This is a genomic window from Bacillus sp. AM1(2019), assembly GCF_009906915.1.
In the GTDB taxonomy this organism is placed as follows: domain Bacteria; phylum Bacillota; class Bacilli; order Bacillales; family Bacillaceae; genus Bacillus; species Bacillus velezensis.
On record NZ_CP047644.1, the window covers coordinates 1,779,382 to 1,796,690 of the forward strand.

Annotated in this window: 16 protein-coding genes and 2 pseudogenes; 16 read left to right on the forward strand and 2 right to left on the reverse strand. The window is 42.4% G+C overall.

The window, feature by feature from the left end; translation table 11 throughout:
• The first annotated feature begins 4 nt into the window (after positions 1–4).
• The 8 genes and pseudogenes from mutL to GNE05_RS09020 all read left to right on the forward strand — a co-directional run bounded on the left by mutL (position 5) and on the right by GNE05_RS09020 (position 6,729).
• The gene (gene mutL / locus GNE05_RS08985) at positions 5–1,879 is read left to right on the forward strand and encodes a DNA mismatch repair endonuclease MutL (protein ID WP_061862206.1); all 1,875 of its coding nucleotides are present in this window, start codon (positions 5–7) and stop codon (positions 1,877–1,879) included.
• A 129-nt stretch (positions 1,880–2,008) separates the two neighbouring features.
• A pseudogene (locus GNE05_RS08990) lies at positions 2,009–2,301 on the forward strand (tyrosine-type recombinase/integrase); the annotation flags it as partial.
• 227 nt (positions 2,302–2,528) lie between these two features.
• Positions 2,529–3,293, forward strand: a complete 765-nt coding sequence (locus tag GNE05_RS08995) for a hypothetical protein (RefSeq protein ID WP_061862207.1) — start codon at positions 2,529–2,531, stop codon at positions 3,291–3,293.
• A gap of 141 nt (positions 3,294–3,434) precedes the next feature.
• A complete protein-coding gene (locus GNE05_RS09000) occupies positions 3,435–3,617 on the forward strand; it encodes a hypothetical protein (protein WP_061862208.1) in 183 nt (60 codons plus the stop codon).
• Positions 3,618–3,786: 169 nt separating this feature from the next.
• Entirely contained in the window at positions 3,787–4,131 is a 345-nt protein-coding gene (locus GNE05_RS09005) for a hypothetical protein (protein WP_053284986.1), read from the forward strand.
• A gap of 312 nt (positions 4,132–4,443) precedes the next feature.
• Positions 4,444–5,394 (forward strand): hypothetical protein, encoded by a 951-nt coding sequence (locus tag GNE05_RS09010; RefSeq protein WP_061862209.1) that lies wholly within the window; start codon positions 4,444–4,446, stop codon positions 5,392–5,394.
• An 18-nt stretch (positions 5,395–5,412) separates the two neighbouring features.
• Positions 5,413–6,075: a hypothetical protein gene (locus GNE05_RS09015; protein WP_061862210.1), complete on the forward strand. Its 663-nt coding sequence runs from the start codon at positions 5,413–5,415 to the stop codon at positions 6,073–6,075.
• Positions 6,076–6,394: 319 nt separating this feature from the next.
• Positions 6,395–6,729: pseudogene (locus GNE05_RS09020) on the forward strand (HNH endonuclease).
• A gap of 223 nt (positions 6,730–6,952) precedes the next feature.
• Here GNE05_RS09020 and GNE05_RS09025 read toward each other — a convergent pair.
• Together GNE05_RS09025 and GNE05_RS09030 are read right to left on the reverse strand one after the other, a co-directional pair.
• Complete coding sequence (locus GNE05_RS09025; RefSeq protein ID WP_160182671.1) at positions 6,953–7,768, reverse strand: hypothetical protein; 816 nt, start codon at positions 7,766–7,768, stop codon at positions 6,953–6,955.
• 292 nt (positions 7,769–8,060) lie between these two features.
• Positions 8,061–8,270: a hypothetical protein gene (locus GNE05_RS09030; RefSeq protein ID WP_160182672.1), complete on the reverse strand. Its 210-nt coding sequence runs from the start codon at positions 8,268–8,270 to the stop codon at positions 8,061–8,063.
• Between the two features lie 643 nt (positions 8,271–8,913).
• Here GNE05_RS09030 and GNE05_RS09035 point away from each other — a divergent pair.
• The 8 genes from GNE05_RS09035 to GNE05_RS09070 all read left to right on the forward strand — a co-directional run bounded on the left by GNE05_RS09035 (position 8,914) and on the right by GNE05_RS09070 (position 17,285).
• Positions 8,914–9,591, forward strand: a complete 678-nt coding sequence (locus tag GNE05_RS09035) for an MBL fold metallo-hydrolase (RefSeq protein WP_160182673.1) — start codon at positions 8,914–8,916, stop codon at positions 9,589–9,591.
• Between the two features lie 314 nt (positions 9,592–9,905).
• Complete coding sequence (fabD, locus tag GNE05_RS09040; protein ID WP_015417505.1) at positions 9,906–10,775, forward strand: ACP S-malonyltransferase; 870 nt, start codon at positions 9,906–9,908, stop codon at positions 10,773–10,775.
• Positions 10,776–10,911: 136 nt separating this feature from the next.
• Entirely contained in the window at positions 10,912–11,886 is a 975-nt protein-coding gene (locus GNE05_RS09045; protein WP_160182674.1) for an acyltransferase domain-containing protein, read from the forward strand.
• Between the two features lies 1 nt (position 11,887).
• Entirely contained in the window at positions 11,888–14,128 is a 2,241-nt protein-coding gene (fabD, locus tag GNE05_RS09050; RefSeq protein ID WP_160182675.1) for an ACP S-malonyltransferase, read from the forward strand.
• Between the two features lie 65 nt (positions 14,129–14,193).
• Complete coding sequence (locus GNE05_RS09055) at positions 14,194–14,442, forward strand: acyl carrier protein (protein ID WP_021493659.1); 249 nt, start codon at positions 14,194–14,196, stop codon at positions 14,440–14,442.
• A gap of 51 nt (positions 14,443–14,493) precedes the next feature.
• The gene (locus GNE05_RS09060) at positions 14,494–15,756 is read left to right on the forward strand and encodes a hydroxymethylglutaryl-CoA synthase family protein (RefSeq protein WP_014417818.1); all 1,263 of its coding nucleotides are present in this window, start codon (positions 14,494–14,496) and stop codon (positions 15,754–15,756) included.
• Entirely contained in the window at positions 15,753–16,526 is a 774-nt protein-coding gene (locus tag GNE05_RS09065) for an enoyl-CoA hydratase/isomerase (protein WP_014417819.1), read from the forward strand. The genes GNE05_RS09060 and GNE05_RS09065 overlap by 4 nt, the downstream gene beginning before the upstream one ends.
• Positions 16,527–16,535: 9 nt before the next feature.
• Positions 16,536–17,285, forward strand: coding sequence for a polyketide synthase (locus tag GNE05_RS09070; RefSeq protein ID WP_003154094.1), 750 nt, complete (start codon positions 16,536–16,538; stop codon positions 17,283–17,285).
• Positions 17,286–17,309: the final 24 nt, after the last annotated feature.

A 17,309-nucleotide genomic window follows, 5' to 3' on the forward strand; every position in this document is an offset into this window, starting at 1 on the left:
GGACTTGGCAAAAGTCATCCAGCTGTCAGATGAACTTTCAAATAAAATAGCGGCCGGCGAGGTGGTCGAACGGCCTGCCTCAGTCGTTAAAGAATTGGTGGAAAACGCCATCGACGCAAACAGCACAGTCATTGAAATCGACATAGAGGAAGCGGGGCTTTCGTCGATTCGGGTGCTCGATAACGGCGAAGGGATGGAAACCGATGATTGCAAGCGGGCTTTCCGCCGCCACGCGACCAGTAAAATCAAAGATGAAAACGACCTGTTCCGGGTGAGAACACTCGGTTTCCGCGGAGAAGCTTTGCCAAGTATCGCGTCTGTTTCTCATCTGGAAATTAAAACGAGCATCGGCGAGGGAGCGGGCACCCATCTCATTCTTCAGGGCGGGAATATCATTTCTGAACAGAAATCCTCCAGCAGAAAAGGAACGGAGATTATCGTTACCAACCTGTTTTTCAATACACCCGCCAGATTGAAATATATGAAAACCGTGCATACGGAGCTCGGCAATATTACGGATGTTGTCAACCGGATCGCTCTTGCGCATCCGGAAGTATCGATCCGTCTCCGTCATCAGGGGAAAAATCTGCTGCAGACAAACGGTAACGGGGATGTGCGCCATGTGCTGGCCGCAATTTACGGGACGGCGGTTGCGAAAAAAATGATACCGCTCCATGTCAGCTCGCTTGATTTTGAAGTCAAGGGCTACATTGCGCTTCCGGAAATCACGCGTGCATCCAGAAACTACATGTCATCTGTCATTAACGGAAGATACATTAAGAATTTCCCGCTTGTAAAAGCGGTGCATGAGGGCTATCACACACTTCTGCCGATCGGCCGCCATCCGATTACGTTTATCGAAATTACGATGGACCCGATTTTGGTCGATGTCAATGTACATCCCTCAAAGCTTGAAGTCCGCCTCAGCAAAGAGACGGAGCTGCATGAGCTGATCCGTGACGGGATAAAGGAAGTGTTTCAAAAGCAGCGGCTTATTCCGAGCGCCCAGCTCCCGAAAAAATCAGCGCCGGCACCGGCCAAAAACGAACAGCAATTTATGACATTCGAGGAAAGCGCGCCTGAGCGGAAACTTCCTGAAAAAACGCCGGAGCCGTCTTACTCGCCGATGAAGCTGAGTTCGGTCGTAAAAGAGCCTGAGCCGGTAATAATAGAAGAAGAGATCCTCCCGAATGAAGCGGATCACGGAGTGCCGCCGGAGCTCGGCATGCCGGTAACGGAAGCGCCTGTTTCCGATATTCCGGAGCCGGAAGCTGTCTCTGAAGAAATACGTGAAGAAAGAGTTCCGGTGATGTATCCGATCGGCCAAATGCACGGGACATATATTTTAGCCCAAAACGAAAACGGCTTGTATATCATTGACCAGCATGCGGCACAAGAACGGATTAAATACGAATATTTCCGGGAAAAAGTCGGGCAGGTCGAGCCTGAAGTACAGGACATGATCGTGCCGCTCACCTTTCATTACGCGGCAAATGAAGCGCTGATCATTGACCAGCATCAGCATGAGCTTGAAAGTGTCGGAGTATTTTTAGAAGCATTCGGCACGAACAGCTACATCGTCCGCTGCCATCCGGCCTGGTTTCCAAAAGGGGAAGAAGCTGAACTGATTGAAGAAATCATTCAGCAGGTGCTTGACGCCAAACAGATCGATATTAAAAAACTGCGGGAGGAAGCGGCCATTATGATGAGCTGCAAAGGCTCAATCAAAGCCAACCGCCATTTGCGAAACGACGAAATCAAAGCGCTCTTGGACGACCTGCGCCGAACGACAGACCCGTTCACATGCCCGCACGGCCGGCCGATCATTATCCACCACAGCACGTATGAGATGGAGAAGATGTTTAAGCGTGTGATGTAGAAGGGTTCTGTGTGGGATGTGCCCCTCGTGCCCACATTTTGCCCCTGGTTTTTAGCTGTTTAGGTATTCATCAAACCGATTGATGCTTTTTTGATTGATATGGATATAGACATCAGCCGTCATTTTCACATCGAGGGGAAAGAAGATCATGAATATCTTTTCAAAAGCCGCGAAGGGATCAACAAGCCCATTTCCCGGTCGATGGCTTATAAGATTCTAAGGGCTGCCGCTGAGTATGTCGGTTTGGATGATATAGGCACACACACGCTGAGGAAAACATTCGGATACCATTTTACAGGCAAACAAAAGATGTTGCCATGCTGCAGGAGATTTTTAATCACTCAGACCAGCGGACAACCCTTCGATACATTGGAATTAACCAGGATGCCATGAACAACGCCATGAAGAAATTTAAAATATAAGCAGGCTCATCTCATAAACAAGATGAGTCTTTTTTTCTGCATATTTTTACTGATTCCCTTCAAAAAGCATACGTGGAATTCATTTTAGGGATATTGCTTGAAAGCGAGGGCGGCAAGGACTGACGGCACTTCGGGCAGTTGCACAGTATATAACATATGGGTAATTCGTGAATTTTGGGGATAATTTAGTATAATTGTAAAAAAACTAAGTTTGGAGAGATGAATCTATGGAGACATTTCAATTGATTATTTCAATACTGTCCACAATATTTACCGCTGTTGCAGCTACTGCTTCTTTTTATGCAGCAAAAGCAGCAGCAAAAAGTAATAAAATAAATATAGAAGAGATACAAAAACGAGATAAACCTGTATTGGATGTGCCTTCAAAAAAGTTCAAAGGCCCATTAGAAAAAAACTTGTTGGGTCAATGGGAAGGAGGAGTTAAAGACCCCTTGAAAAATGGAGCGGCTAATTACTTTTTAAATCTAAATAATATAGGAAATGCTTATGCAAGAAATGTAGTTATGCATTTTGAATATGAAGGTCTAGATGATTTTATTGCCCTGTATTCGGATGGTGGTTGGACTTATAAAGACGATATACTATCTTTTTATTTAGAAAAGAAAGAAGAGCAAAATTTTCATTTCATCACTTTTCATCACTTTTCACCAATAGATGAGATTAGTAATAAGATAAGGATACCTATCTTTCCCCAATATGAAAATGTAGGTACAGTTCAACCATCGAAATATAATACAGAATCTACAAAGATCCACATTCCATTGTTCTATTTATTGTTGTTAAATATTAATGAATATGCTTACCGAAAGATCAAGCTTTTTGACTTGTTCTTAGTAATAGAATACACCGATCCATATGATGTGAAATATAAACAAAAGTTTAGCGTGAAACCCTATTTTAATTCAGTGGAAATCAGGGAGAAGGAAATGGAATTTTACGGGAGGGTCTTATGTGAAGAGGTTTCAGCGTGAAACCAATTATTTTGTTTTGGCACAAACATGGCATAATAACGGCACACCATTTTGTTTTAGATAGGGTATTATGGTAATAGGTAATAAACAGGCAGGCGCTTTCCCAATCGGGAGGGCGCTTTTTCTATTGGAGGGATTTCATTGAAGAATTTAGTAATGCGGGACACACATTGCAAGGAAGCGGCTCTGAACAAAATCAAACAAATTCTTGACGCTGGTCAAATATTAGAAGTTAAGTCGACAAAAGAAGAACCCTCTTTAAAGATTGAATACAACAAGCACGACGACATTTGTCACAGCATAAGAGGTTATGATCCAGTTTGATAACTAAATGAATTTTGTACTAAACGTTCATTTCGAGAATTAAGCGCCGCCCAATAAGGGGGGCGCTTTTTATGTTCTCTGCAAACAACTCTAGTGAATCGTTCGACAAATTTTGCAAACAGTTCCTTCATTACGCTCTTTCACCGATAATAAGGTGGGAGGTGATAGAATGACTGATTTAGAGAAAAGATTGAAGTTTATTGAATTCAGACAGGAATTGTTATTTCGGGACGATCCTGTTTCACGTTTGTTTTTTGAATATAAAATAACAGAAGAACAAGTAGATCAAATCTATGATCTTTTTGATGACTACCGAACCCGTATTGAGAATAAGATGGATGTACACCACGGTTCCTTTGAACAAGCTTTGTATGAAATTGTTCCTGAGCAAAATGGCAATTATCACTTTGTTGAATTTTTAGCCAAAGAGCTTTTTGATTCTGGTAGATGGCAAGAAGTATTTGAGAAGTTATACGGTGATATGCTTAAATATCAACAACTATTTAAGAAATAATTAGAGCATCCTACGGGGTGCTTTTTTATGTTCTCTGTAAACTCGTCCGGTAATTCTCAGGATGGACAATCGGCGTGAATCAGCTTGAGTACGGGGGTAGTTTAGAAAGAATATACCAATTGCTTTCCCAACTTGTACCATGTAGATAAAATTCTTTATTAATTAATTGCATTGCCTATTTAAGTTCTCTTAATGAAGTCTTGACCAAGAACGTTTGTTCGCGTATTATAAATGATGAGTAAATAGTAGCAGGAATTCCCCTATTTTTGTTGAATTCTATGAGTTGGAAATATAAAAAGGGGGAAATATTCATTGTTAGAAGACAAACAATCTTATATTGCAAATTTCAATTGTACTTTTGGAAAAGAAAATCAACCTATGTTGGATTACTTTTTTGAAATTATACTACCGGCTTTTTTAAAAGAAGAAGATCAAAAAAAAGGAAGTGAAAAAAAGGATGCTGACTTCTTTTTCCGCGATGTTAAACTGACTAATGTAAAAGGTGAATTTGTCCTTGCTGGTTTAATTGTTAGAAGTACTACTTTAAAAGTGAAGTCGAGAATCATCAATGGTGAATTAGTAAGGACAAATGAAGTATATCCTTCGGATCCTTACTCTTATTTCTTAATAAATTTAAAAAACCATCGCATGGTTTTAGTTAAAAATCAAAAAGGAAGTCCAACTTTAAAGAATTTTTCAGTAACAGCTAGGGATAAAATTAAAACCTTCATTAGGGAAGAGAATAAAGTTAGGGAAGAAAGATTACCTAATGTTAATTTGAATGTGGTAGCTATCCCTTTTAAAGGAGCAATCGAGGAAGAGTTAAAGAAAGTAAAAAAAATCAAGAATGTAACCTTAAGATTTTACCCTTTAAATGGTGATATCATTGACAATGAAACAGTCGATTATTTAACCGAGTCTTTAGAAAAACTAGGTTCAAAAACAGGGAATATAACATACAATACACCAGATAATAAAGATAATGTGGTATCGATTATTAAAGACACAAAGGGTTTAATGAAACCTACAATAAGAGTAAAATTTAATAATGGAACTTCAGGGACTTTAAAGGATGATTCATTTACAGAGGTAATGAATATACCTTTAGATGAAGAAGAAACTTTCAATCAGAATATTGATGAGATTACTGGTAAAGTTATAAATAAAACGGAATTTAATGAAACTAGTGAAGAAAATAGGTCAATATACGATAGAATGTATACAAAACTTGAAAATGCATACAATAAATTATTTAAAAAATAGCTTTTAAAAGGTGATTAAATGGATGAGGGAAAAAAAGAGCAGATAAAGGAGCATATTAAAGATTTACTTAAATACAAAAGAATGAGCTCTAATCAAATATTTTTAGAAAGTGTCGGTCTTTTTAAATTATCTTACATAAGATTGTGCTTTTTGATTTTAATATTTGTGGCTGTATTCATATTCCTTAATTTTGTTCTATTTAATGTAGCTAGTGCAATTGATATCATATCGGACATAACAGTAAATGTTAATACGATCATAATCCCTATTTTCACAATTATTGTTACAGGTTATGCTATCTTTCAAGCACTAGCTAACGACCAGACCATGATAACCTTAATTGCAGTAAAACATAAAGAGCACAGTAGCAAATTTAAAATATACAATTTGTATTTTTTGGGTGTGGGAGTATTTTATTTAGTTATAATAATCATTAATTTTTTGTTGATGATTATTTTTAAATATTTATCCAGTAATTGGTATTTTATCTATTTGAGTAAGGAAACCAATGAATTAATATCTGCGTTGTTGATTAGTTTTTACATCACTTTTATATTGAATTTTTTAATTGAGCTGAAAAGTGTTATTTATAACTTGTTTCAAGTTTTCGTTACTAATGCCTCATCTAATGGTATAAACTTTTTAAAAAGTGAAATTGAGAAAGAAGAAAAAGATAAATAATCACTTTTATGACATCCATAACGGATGTCTTTTTATTTTAAAAGGAGCTGAGAGGAATGAAGGGTAGATAGGATATAGATTAAGTTGAGAAAGTGATGAGGAGAATTGTCGGGGACGGAGGATGTTCGCGCCACACGGTGCCAGTGATCAATGTACTATATACAGACTGATACATGTCAGCTAACTCCTAATATTTAACTAACGTATGTTCGTATTAAATCCTGCCACTTTTTAGGAGGCTTTTATGCATGTACAATAGTGGAGGATTTAGACGTATTTGTACTCTTTACGTTGATGAAAAAAAGAAAAGGTGATTCCAATACCGCTTAAGCCACTGAGGGAATGTAAAGCCAGTGGTGTAAGGCAATTACCAGGGAGGGATATTGTCCAGACCACAGAAACGCTCAGCAGGAGGAAACAAAACAATAACAAGTTTTTATAAATCAACAGATTGGAAACGAACAAGACAACTTGCATGATACGAGACAATTATCTCTGTCAGTGTTGTTTGAAAGATCATTGCTTCACTCCGGCTGACATGGTGCATCACATTGTGGAAGTAAAGAAAGATTGGTCGAAACGATTAGACATGAAGAACCTTGAAAGCTGTGTAACGCGTGTCACAACAAGGCTCACGGCAGCAAGGGCAAGTGACCCTCCCGCTAACAAATCTTTGAAAGGGAAACGAACGGAGAACGGCGATCCCCCTTCTGCAAACAAACACCGCTTTTCAAAGTTCCGAAAACAGCAGAAAGCCCCCTCAGCAAATCTGCCGAGAGGGCTTGGTCTTGGTACGACTGGTTTTGTTGTTGATTTCATCGTAACACGAAGGAATGAAATCCTCCCTTAATGAGAGGGCTTTTTTCATTTAAATTGATTAATAACTTAAAGATTGAGAATAGTTTCTCGCACTGACCTTCATCTTTTCACCGGATCTTTTGTAAGAGACTTTTGCTAAGGTTTCGTTTTCGTCTATGTATGGAGCTTTCCAAAATACAGAGATTTCACTAACGCTTTTGTCTTCTATTGCTGTGCGAGCAGCTAAATCATCACTATATAATTCAATCATTTTCTTAGTTCTTGCTAATGAATTTTTTAAATCAAAGGACAAGTGAACCAGTGCAATGTTTTGACCGTTTTCTTTAGTTCCAAGATCCTGATTGACTTCAATATCTTCGACAGAAACGTTATGTAGATGTTTATTTACTAATTCTTTAATTTTATTTTCGGGATTTTCCGTTACATCCACATACGGTGAGTCATCTAATTCTGATTGATCACTTTTAGTAATTAACCCATATTCACTTTTGACACTTAACTTATCATCAACAAAATGAAGAGATACCGTTGCATCATTTTCCAAGCCGTCCTCTCCATCAAAATCATAATCTGGTGATGAATATTTATTAATTTTATATTCAGATTTCGCTTTGCCGCCAACAATTTTTTTGACTTCATCATAAGTCATATCTTCTCTTATTTTTTTATATTCGCCTGGCGTAATGGTCGCAATAGGTTCATCTTCATATTTAAGAAAATGCTTATTAATGAACCCTATTGAAAGTAATATAACGATACATGTAAGAGACAGCCTAAGTCCAGTTCTTCTAGTTTTTCCCGGAACCAGCAGTATTACCCCAATAAATGCCCCTATAACCATGAAACCACCAAACAATGCAATAAATAAAGCCATAATGATCTCCTCTCCTATCTTCGAACATAAACATCTTAAAACAAAAGAGGAAGGATTTCCATACTTGCAAGAGTTTGCTGTCACTGAAGATGAACCTGGAAGCACAATAAAAAAAGCAGGGGGTTTTTTTGTATGGTCCCGAATTTTTCATTGAATGTTACTTGTGAAAAATCTCTTAAAGAGCAAGATGATTCTCATGGGAAGACATGGGGGAAGAATTTAAATCAAATTGGAATTTAGTGAGATGACAATGTGCAAGTCAAAGGGGACTAGTAATTAGCCCCCCTTACATTTAGTTCTTCCTGCGGTTTTTTCTGTTTTTGATCAAACTGAAAACCACTAAGAGAACCACACCGATAGCAACGATATAAAATGAAATTTCTGCTGCTGTGGTATTAATATTCTTAAGAACAAGGATAAGTCCTATTAAAACTATAGGAATGATGCAAGTTAGAATTTTTATAGCTTTTGGGCTCGGTTCAGCGTTTCTTTTATTTTCCATAATTACCTCCCGTCTAAAGCTTAACACAGGTTAAATTTGATAATCACCAACAATAGTCCCATTTAAAGGGAAAACATAAGAGTTTAAGTAATCCATCAAGCGGCGTACGTGCCATTTGGTCCAGAAGATGCTTTATCTCTAGCATAAAAGATTACTCAGGGGAGAATGCTCCGGCTGTTCCAAGAAAGTGAAGAAACAACATCTTGTGTGTGAATTACGTCGTATTTTTCTAATTTTGAATTGTGTGTTAATGCCAACACATAAGCATAACATTGAAATTTGGTGAAAGGAGCTAAGGTATTCTGATATATTTTGAGGAAGCCGTATGGTTTTAGTTTAGCTTGAAGAAAAGGATTGAAATAAGAATCAAGATTGAGTCATTTAAAGACTGAGTATCCTCTCCGAAAATTATACCATTCTTCATTTTCTGAATAAAATCTTCATGTAAATGAATATTTTTATTTCCTTATATACTACGATAACAAATTTTAAAAACTTCGGCTGGTTCTTTTGGTTGATTTGAACAGTTTTTTATCTTTACCGGAAAATCCATGGAAAAACGTGGTGTCATCTGGTAAAGTGGTTACAGTCGGCTGGGCGGCGGCAGCAGTCTGCCCGGATCTTTTAAATGGGAATGGTGACAATGGATCATACATATGAAGTGCATCAAATCAAAACTTATCACCAGATGTGGTCCAACTATTGTTATATTATCGCAGACCGCTCAAAAAAATCTGCGATAGCGGTGGACCCGTCCTGGGAAATCGATAAAATAACCGATAAACTGCATGAATTGGATGTTGATTTATCAGCTATTTTATTAACACATTCGCATTATGACCATGTAAACTTGGCGGAGCCGCTTCAGCAAATCTATCATTCTGATATATATATGTCGTCGGCGGAAATCGATTTCTATCAATTCCGGTGCAGAAACTTAATAGCGCTTGAAGACGGCCAAACCTTTGCGGCCGGAGGGTTTGTCATCAGAAGTATACTGACCCCGGGACATACGGCCGGGGGAATGTGCTATTTGCTATCTGATCATCTTTTTACCGGTGACACCGTGTTTACAGAAGGGTGCGGTATATGTGAGGACAGGGGCAGCTCAGCTGAAGATATGTTTCACAGTATACAGAGGATCAAAGCCTCCATTCCGCCGCATGTGCGTGTGTATCCGGGGCACTCCTTCGGGGAGAAGCCGGGTCAAAAAATGGAGAGTCTTTTGAAAAACAATATTTACTTTCAGATTGAAAAAAAAGAACATTTCGTGAATTTTCGCAACAGAAAAAATCAAAAAGGGCTGTTTCATTTTAAGTAATGTGTAATTTAGTTCTATCTAACTAGCTTTTCTTTTGAGGCAAAGAAGTTCTGAAATGGAATGGTAGTTATTACTAGATTTCTGGTGATGAATGGCTGAGTAACGGGAGTTTGCGGAAGAGAACGCCGGGCAGGCCGGATGGGACATTCTGCTTACGCCTGTTCCGAAAGCCCTGAGTCCGCCTTCTGACAGGGAAAAATAGGCATTATTCAGGAGTTCGCATAGGATAAATTAACTTGACATGGTATTTTTGTGAAGTTACTATCAACTTGAACATGCTTCTTATCTGAATCCGAGAAAGGATGGCTGAGAAAATGATCACATACTTATTCCCCGGACAAGGTTCTCAAAAGCAGGGAATGGGGAGCTCATTGTTTGATGAATTTAAAGACTTAACGGAGCAGGCTGATGAAACACTCGGATATTCCATGAAACGGCTTTGTCTTGAGAATCCGTATTCCAATCTTCATAAGACGCAGTTCACCCAGCCTGCTTTATATGTTGTAAACGCGTTAAGCTATTTGAAAAAAATCCAAGACAATGACATAAAGCCGGATTATGTGGCCGGCCACAGTTTGGGAGAATATAATGCACTGTTTGCAGCAGGTGCTTTTGATTTTATTACCGGCCTGCAGCTTGTCCGTAAAAGAGGCGAATTAATGAGTATGGCCACTGACGGAAAAATGGCCGCCGTTATGGGGTTAACTGCAGCTCAAGTGTCAGACGCCCTTCAAACGCACGGATTACATACGATTGATATTGCCAATATGAATTCTCCTCACCAAGTTGTCATATCCGGACGCAAAGAAGACATTGAAAGAGCCAAAAGCGTATTCGAAGGATTAAAAGACGTTACGATGTTTCATCCGTTAAACGTAAGCGGCGCTTTTCACTCGAGGTATATGAGTGAAGCAAAACAAGAGTTCGAAAAATTTTTACAGTCATTTCATTTTTCTGCTATATCAATTCCTGTCATTTCTAATGTGCATGCCAGACCTTATGAGCAAGACGGAATCCACTCCGTTCTGGCCGATCAGATCGACCATTCAGTGCGATGGAACGACAGCATCCGCTATCTGCTGGACAAAGGGCGGATGGAATTTGAAGAAGTCGGCCCGGGCCATGTGCTGACAGGTCTTATTCACCGCATCAAAAAAGAAACTGAAGCTTCACCCGCCATGTAGCGGAACGCAAGTCAAAATTCTTATCTCACACAATAGTGCCAGCCATACAACATCACGACCACTTCACCTGCACACGACATCACGAAAAACTCACAAATCAATATTTTAAAAAAATAAGCAGCAAAAAGGAGAACAAATGAACCAGCCAATTGTTTTCATGTTTTCTGGACAGGGTTCCCAATACTATCAAATGGGGAAAGAGCTGTTTGCACATAACGCCGCTTTTCGGCAGAAAATGCTTGACTTGGACGATTTTGCAGTCAGCCGTTTCGGTTACTCTGTCCTTAAAGAGATGTATCATACAGGCAATCGTCTGTCTGATCCATTTGACCGCCTTCTTTTCAGCCATCCTGCCATTTTTATGGCTGAGTACGCACTTGCATATGCTTTGGAGCAAAGAGGCATACGTCCCGATTATGTGATCGGAGCAAGCCTCGGAGAGTATGCAGCGGCCGCTGTGTCGGGCGTGCTGAGCGCCGAGGATGCTTTAGATTGCGTGCTGGAACAGGCCCGAATCGTTACGGAAACTTGCCGTAACGGCAGCATGCTTGCGATACTGGGTGATCCTGCTTTATATCAAGATGATCCGCTGCTCGGCGAACATAGTGAATTGGCATCTGTAAACTATCATTCTCACTTTGTCATCTCAGGAGAGCGGGAGCATATCAAAAGGATCATGGACGATCTGAGAGAAAAGCAGATTGCTCATCAGCTATTGCCGGTATCTTACGGGTTTCACTCAGCGCTGGTTGATCAGGCGGAACAGCCGTACAAGCGCTTTTTAGCTCAGAAATCAATCCGGACTCCGTTTATACCGTACATCTCCAGTGCGACAGGAGAGGCTGAGACCGATATACAAGCGGACTTTTTCTGGGATATCGTAAGAAAGCCGATTCGATTCCGCGAAGCGCTTCAATTCGCAGACAGCCGCCAAAAAGGATTGTATATCGATGCCGGGCCTTCCGGAACATTGGCCGCATTTGCCAAACAGATTCTTCCCGCGGGATCGGCTGAACGCATCCGTGCCATTATGACGCCGTTTCATAAAGAACAAACACATTTGCAGCAAATAGAAGACAGCATTTTATCACCGCCCGGAAGGAGACTGTAAGATGATCAGCTTTGTTTTTCCAGGCCAAGGCTCGCAAAAAATCGGGATGGGAGAGGACCTGTTCGGCCGCTATCCTGAATTAACCGCAAAGGCCGATCACATTCTCGGATATTCCATTCAGGAGCTGTGCCGGGACGGAGAACGTCTTAATCAGACTCAGTTCACTCAGCCGGCGCTCTATGTCGTCAATGCCCTCAGTTATTTGAAAAAAACAGAAGAAACCGGCTTGAAACCGGATTTTACCGCCGGACACAGTTTGGGCGAATATAACGCGTTATACGCTTCGGGAGCCTTTGATTTTGAAGAAGGCTTACAGCTGGTCAAAAAAAGGGGCGAACTGATGAGCCGCGCAAAAGGAGGCGGCATGGCAGCGGTGATCGGCCTGACTCATGAGCAGGTGACGGATGTTTTAAGAGAAAATCACTTGGATATGATTGATATCGCCAACATGAACACACCGCAGCAAATTGTCATTTCCGGCTATAAAGAAGATATTGAAAAAGCCGCATCCGTTTTTGAAGCCGTAAACGGCGTAAAAATGGTTCACCGCTTAAATGTCAGCGGCGCCTTTCATTCCAGATACATGCTGGAAGCGAAGGAAGAGTTTTCACGGTTTATTGAATCTTTCCATTTTAAGCCGCTGTCCATCCCGGTCATTTCAAATGTGACGGCAAGACCCTATGTGCAGAGAGAGCTGAAAGAGACACTCACCGGACAAATAACGGGATCGGTGAACTGGACTGACAGTATCCGTTTCTTAATGGGAAGAAAGAACATGAGCTTTGAGGAAATCGGTCCCGGAAAAGTGCTGACGGGGCTGATTCAAAGAATTACGGCTGAAGCGGAGCCGATAACAGATGAAATCAAAGTCCCGGCTGAGACTGGAAAAAGCTCAATTACGGCGGCGTCTTTAGGAAATGAAGAGTTTAAGCGCGATTATCAATTGAAATACGCCTACTTGGCCGGCGGCATGTACCGCGGAATTTCTTCGAAGGAAATGGTCGTCAAACTGGCCGAAAAAGGATTGATGGGCTTTTTCGGAACGGGCGGTTTGAACATTGCGCACGTTGAGGACGCCATTTTGTCAATTCAGCATGAGCTTCGTGACGGCGGTTCCTTCGGCATAAATGTTGTACATAACATGAAACATACAGATTCAGAAGAAAAAATGATTGATCTTTTATTGAAGCATGGGGTTCAGAACTTGGAAGCATCAGCGTTTTTAACGGTTACTCCCGCTTTAGTAAGGTTTCGCGCTAAGGGGTTAAAACGCGGTGCCGGCGGGCAAATAATAGCGCGTCAGCGGATTATCGCCAAGCTTTCCCGTCCGGAAGTAGCGGAAGCGTTTCTCAGCCCGGCGCCTGATCACATTCTGCAGAAACTAGCAGCCGAAAACAAAATTACCGCTGAAGAAGCAAGTCTGATGAGAGAAATACCCGTTGCGCATGACATCTGCGTAGAGGCTGATTCAGGCGGCCACACTGACGGCGGAGTTGCTTACAGTCTCATGCCGGCGATCATCCGTTTACGAGATGACATGATGAAAAAATACCGATACGGCAAAACCGTCCGCATCGGAGCCGCAGGGGGAATCGGAACGCCCGAGGCTGCCATGGCCGCATTTATGCTCGGCGCTGATTTTATTGTGACCGGATCTATTAACCAATGCACCGTTGAGGCAGCGACGAGCGGCCTCGTAAAGGACCTCCTGCAGCAGATGAATGTACAGGATACGGCCTACGCGCCGGCCGGCGATATGTTTGAATCAGGCAGCAAGGTGCAGGTATTAAAGAAAGGGCTGTTCTTTCCGACCCGCGCCTCTAAGCTGCATGAACTGTATCAGCGTCACCGCTCAATTGAAGAAATTGATGAAAAGACACTCAGACAAATAGAAGAAAAGTATTTTAAGGCAAGTGTAAGCAGTATTTATGACAAAGTGAAGGCTCATTATTCGAATGAAGACATTTCAAAAGCCGAACGGAACCCGAAACAGAAAATGGCGCTCATATTCAAATGGTATTTCAGGCAAAGTTCTGCTTCGGCGATTAAAGGAGACCCGGATGCCAAGGTAGACTTCCAGATTCATTGCGGCCCGGCATTAGGCGCCTTTAATCAATGGGTGAAAGGTACGGAGCTTGAGTCCTGGAAAAACCGCCATGCCGATGATATCGGCATGCGGCTTATGGAAGAGACGGCCTCGCTTTTGAATCAGAAGTTAGGTTCATTTTTGCAAACGTGTTGACAAGACGAAATGATAGATTGAAAACATGGAATATTCATAAAAGATGAAACAGGGAGGAACTGACAATGAGTAAAGAAAAAATCTTTGAATTGCTGCAGAACACAATCTGCGAGGTTTTGCCTGATTTAGAAGGCGAACAGCTTTCACAGGAAGACCGGTTAGTTGATCTGGGGGCGGATTCAGTGGACCGCGCCGAAATTATCACGATGATGCTTGAAGAATTATCACTGCAGATCCCGCGTGTTGAGCTGACGGGAGTGTCAAACATCGGCGAATTGGCGGCAAAGCTTTATGAAAAGGTACAGGCTGTCTGATAAAACGGTGAAATAATCGGAAACTCAAAATTCATATTGGAGGCGAAGTTCATGGCGGCTGCCGGAATAGAAGCGATAAATGTGTTTGGCGGGACAGCATACCTTGATGTCATGCAGCTGGCGGAGTACAGAAACTTAGACCCTGCCAGATTTGAGAATTTACTGATGAAAGAAAAAGCGGTGGCGCTTCCGTACGAAGACCCCGTCACATTCGGCGTTAACGCGGCAAAGCCGATTATCGACCGATTGACAGAGGCTGAAAAAGACAGAATCGAGCTGCTGATTACCTGCTCGGAGTCCGGCATCGACTTCGGAAAATCACTCAGTACATATATTCATGATTATTTAGGCCTCAACCGGAACTGCCGTTTATTTGAACTGAAGCAAGCCTGTTATTCAGGAACGGCGGGTTTGCAGATGGCGCTTAACTTTATTTTGTCGCAGACATCTCCCGGAGCGAAGGCGCTTGTCGTCGCGACGGATATTTCCCGGTTTTTAATTGCCGAAGGCGGCGATGCGTTAAGCGAGGATTGGTCTTACGCAGAACCGAGCGCCGGAGCGGGTGCCGTCGCCTTATTGATCGGTGAAAATCCAATCGTATTTCAGGCGGATGCGGGCGCCAACGGCTATTACGGCTATGAGGTGATGGATACATGCCGTCCGATCCCGGACAGTGAAGCCGGTGACGCCGACTTGTCATTGATGTCTTATCTCGATTGCTGTGAACAGACTTTTCGCGAGTACAAAAACCGTGTGCCGGGCGCTGACTACAAAGAGACGTTTCACTATCTTGCCTTCCATACACCGTTTGGCGGCATGGTCAAAGGGGCCCACCGGACGATGATGCGCAAGCTTGCAAAAGCGAAAAACGCTGAAATTGAACAGGATTTTCAAACCAGAGTAGAGCCGGGGCTCCGCTACTGCCAAAGAGTCGGAAACATTATGGGAGCAGCCTCTTTACTGGCTCTTGCAAGCACGATTGACCAAGGGGCATTCGACACTTCTAAGCGGATCGGCTGTTTTTCGTACGGCTCCGGGTGCTGTTCAGAATTTTACAGCGGCGTTGTGACGCCTGAAGGACAAACGCGGCAGCATTCTTTCAAAATAGAAGAGCACCTGAACAACAGGTACAGGCTGTCCATGGAGGAGTATGAAGAATTGTTTAAAGGCAGCGGTCTGGTGAAGTTCGGAACCCGGAATGTCAAATTGGATATGAATATGATTCCGAACATTTTAGACCATCATGCCGGAAGCCCTCGTTTGTATTTGGAAGAAATCACGGAATTTCATCGGAAATACAGGTGGATATCGTGACCTATGAAACGATAAACGTCCGTTTTCAGCAAAATGTCTGCTTCATCACCTTTGATCGGCCTGAAGCCAACAATACGATTAATGAGCGTTTAGTGGAGGAATGCCTGCACGTTCTTTCTGAATGTGAAGACTCCGTGACCTCCGTAGTGCTTGAAGGGCAGCCGGAGGTATTTTGTTTCGGGGCGGATTTTGATGAGATGTACCGGAAAATGAGGCAGGGAATGCAGCATGCTGAATCGCAGGAGCCGCTTTACCGTTTGTGGCTGGCATTAAAATCCGGGCCGTACATCACAATCGCCCGCGTCCGCGGAAAAGTAAATGCGGGAGGTGTCGGTTTTGCCGCCGCGTGCGATATCGTCATTGCAGAGGAGAGTGCTTCGTTCAGTTTATCTGAACTGTTATTCGGACTTTATCCGGCCTGCGTTCTGCCGTTTTTAATTCAAAGAATCGGATTTCAAAAGGCGCATTATATGACGATTATGACAAAGCCCGTGCCGGCACGCCAGGCGCTTGAATGGGGACTTTGTGACGTATGCGTCCCGGACTCAGCAACAGAGCTGAGAAAGCATTTGCTGCGCCTTCGTCCGCTGTCGAAAAAAGCAGTCATCCGCTATAAAAAATACATAGATTCCTTAAACGACCTTGTTCATCGTTCGAAATCCATTGCTCTAGCCGAAAATCAAGCGATGTTTTCAGATCCGGATAACCAATCAGCCATCTTCCGTTATGCAGAAACGGGGCGGCTTCCTTGGGAAACGGAGAACAGTTAGGAGGATATCATGCCGAACGCCGCAGTTGAACTGCTCGAAATTGAACCGGATATTATCCAAGTGACAATGCAGGATAAAGCCCATAAAAACGCCTTCTCCAAAGAACTGACGGATGGATTGATGGAAGCATTCACCCGTATAAAAAAATCGTCAGTCTATAAAGCTGTGATTTTAACAGGATACGGCCATTACTTTGCTTCCGGAGGCACACAGGAAGGCCTGCTCAGGATTCAGCAGGGCATCACGAAGTTTACGGAAGACCGCATGTACTCTTTGGCGCTGGAATGTGATATTCCCGTCATTTCCGCCATGCAGGGCCACGGAATCGGAGGCGGGTTTGTCATGGGGCTTTTCAGTGATTTTGTCATTTTAAGCAAAGAAAGCGTGTATACCGCAAACTTTATGAAATACGGTTTCACCCCCGGAATGGGCGCTACCTTTATCGTTCCGGAGAAGCTTGGGGCAAGCCTCGGCCATGAAATGCTGTTAAACGGCGGCCACTACCGCGGCGGTGACCTGGAGAAAAGAGGGGTGCCTTTTCCGGTGCTTCCGCGGCAGGAAGTACTAGACTATGCGCAGGAATTGGCCCGTGAGCTTGCGGAAAAACCGAGAAACTCTTTAATTACATTGAAAAGGCACTTGGTGACGCCGTTTCGCGAGCAGCTTCCGGCCGTCATTGAGAAGGAGTTAATCATGCACGATGAGACGTTTCATGATGATGAAGTGAAGAAACGAATCACGACGATGTACGGAGTATAAGACATACATCTTACATACAGATGA

Excerpts from the sequence above, each read along its gene's own strand:
- GNE05_RS09005 (WP_053284986.1), top strand. The coding sequence starts at position 3,787 with ATGACTGATTTAGAGAAAAGATTGAAGTTTATTGAATTCAGACAGGAA.
- GNE05_RS09015 (WP_061862210.1), top strand. The coding sequence starts at position 5,413 with ATGGATGAGGGAAAAAAAGAGCAGATAAAGGAGCATATTAAAGATTTA.
- GNE05_RS09060 (WP_014417818.1), top strand. The coding sequence starts at position 14,494 with ATGGCGGCTGCCGGAATAGAAGCGATAAATGTGTTTGGCGGGACAGCA.
- GNE05_RS09025 (WP_160182671.1), bottom strand. The coding sequence starts at position 7,768 with ATGGCTTTATTTATTGCATTGTTTGGTGGTTTCATGGTTATAGGGGCA.
- GNE05_RS09030 (WP_160182672.1), bottom strand. The coding sequence starts at position 8,270 with ATGGAAAATAAAAGAAACGCTGAACCGAGCCCAAAAGCTATAAAAATT.
- GNE05_RS08995 (WP_061862207.1), top strand. The coding sequence starts at position 2,529 with ATGGAGACATTTCAATTGATTATTTCAATACTGTCCACAATATTTACC.
- GNE05_RS09070 (WP_003154094.1), top strand. The coding sequence starts at position 16,536 with ATGCCGAACGCCGCAGTTGAACTGCTCGAAATTGAACCGGATATTATC.
- fabD (WP_160182675.1), top strand. The coding sequence starts at position 11,888 with ATGATCAGCTTTGTTTTTCCAGGCCAAGGCTCGCAAAAAATCGGGATG.
- fabD (WP_015417505.1), top strand. The coding sequence starts at position 9,906 with ATGATCACATACTTATTCCCCGGACAAGGTTCTCAAAAGCAGGGAATG.
- GNE05_RS09055 (WP_021493659.1), top strand. The coding sequence starts at position 14,194 with ATGAGTAAAGAAAAAATCTTTGAATTGCTGCAGAACACAATCTGCGAG.
- GNE05_RS09045 (WP_160182674.1), top strand. The coding sequence starts at position 10,912 with ATGAACCAGCCAATTGTTTTCATGTTTTCTGGACAGGGTTCCCAATAC.
- GNE05_RS09035 (WP_160182673.1), top strand. The coding sequence starts at position 8,914 with ATGGATCATACATATGAAGTGCATCAAATCAAAACTTATCACCAGATG.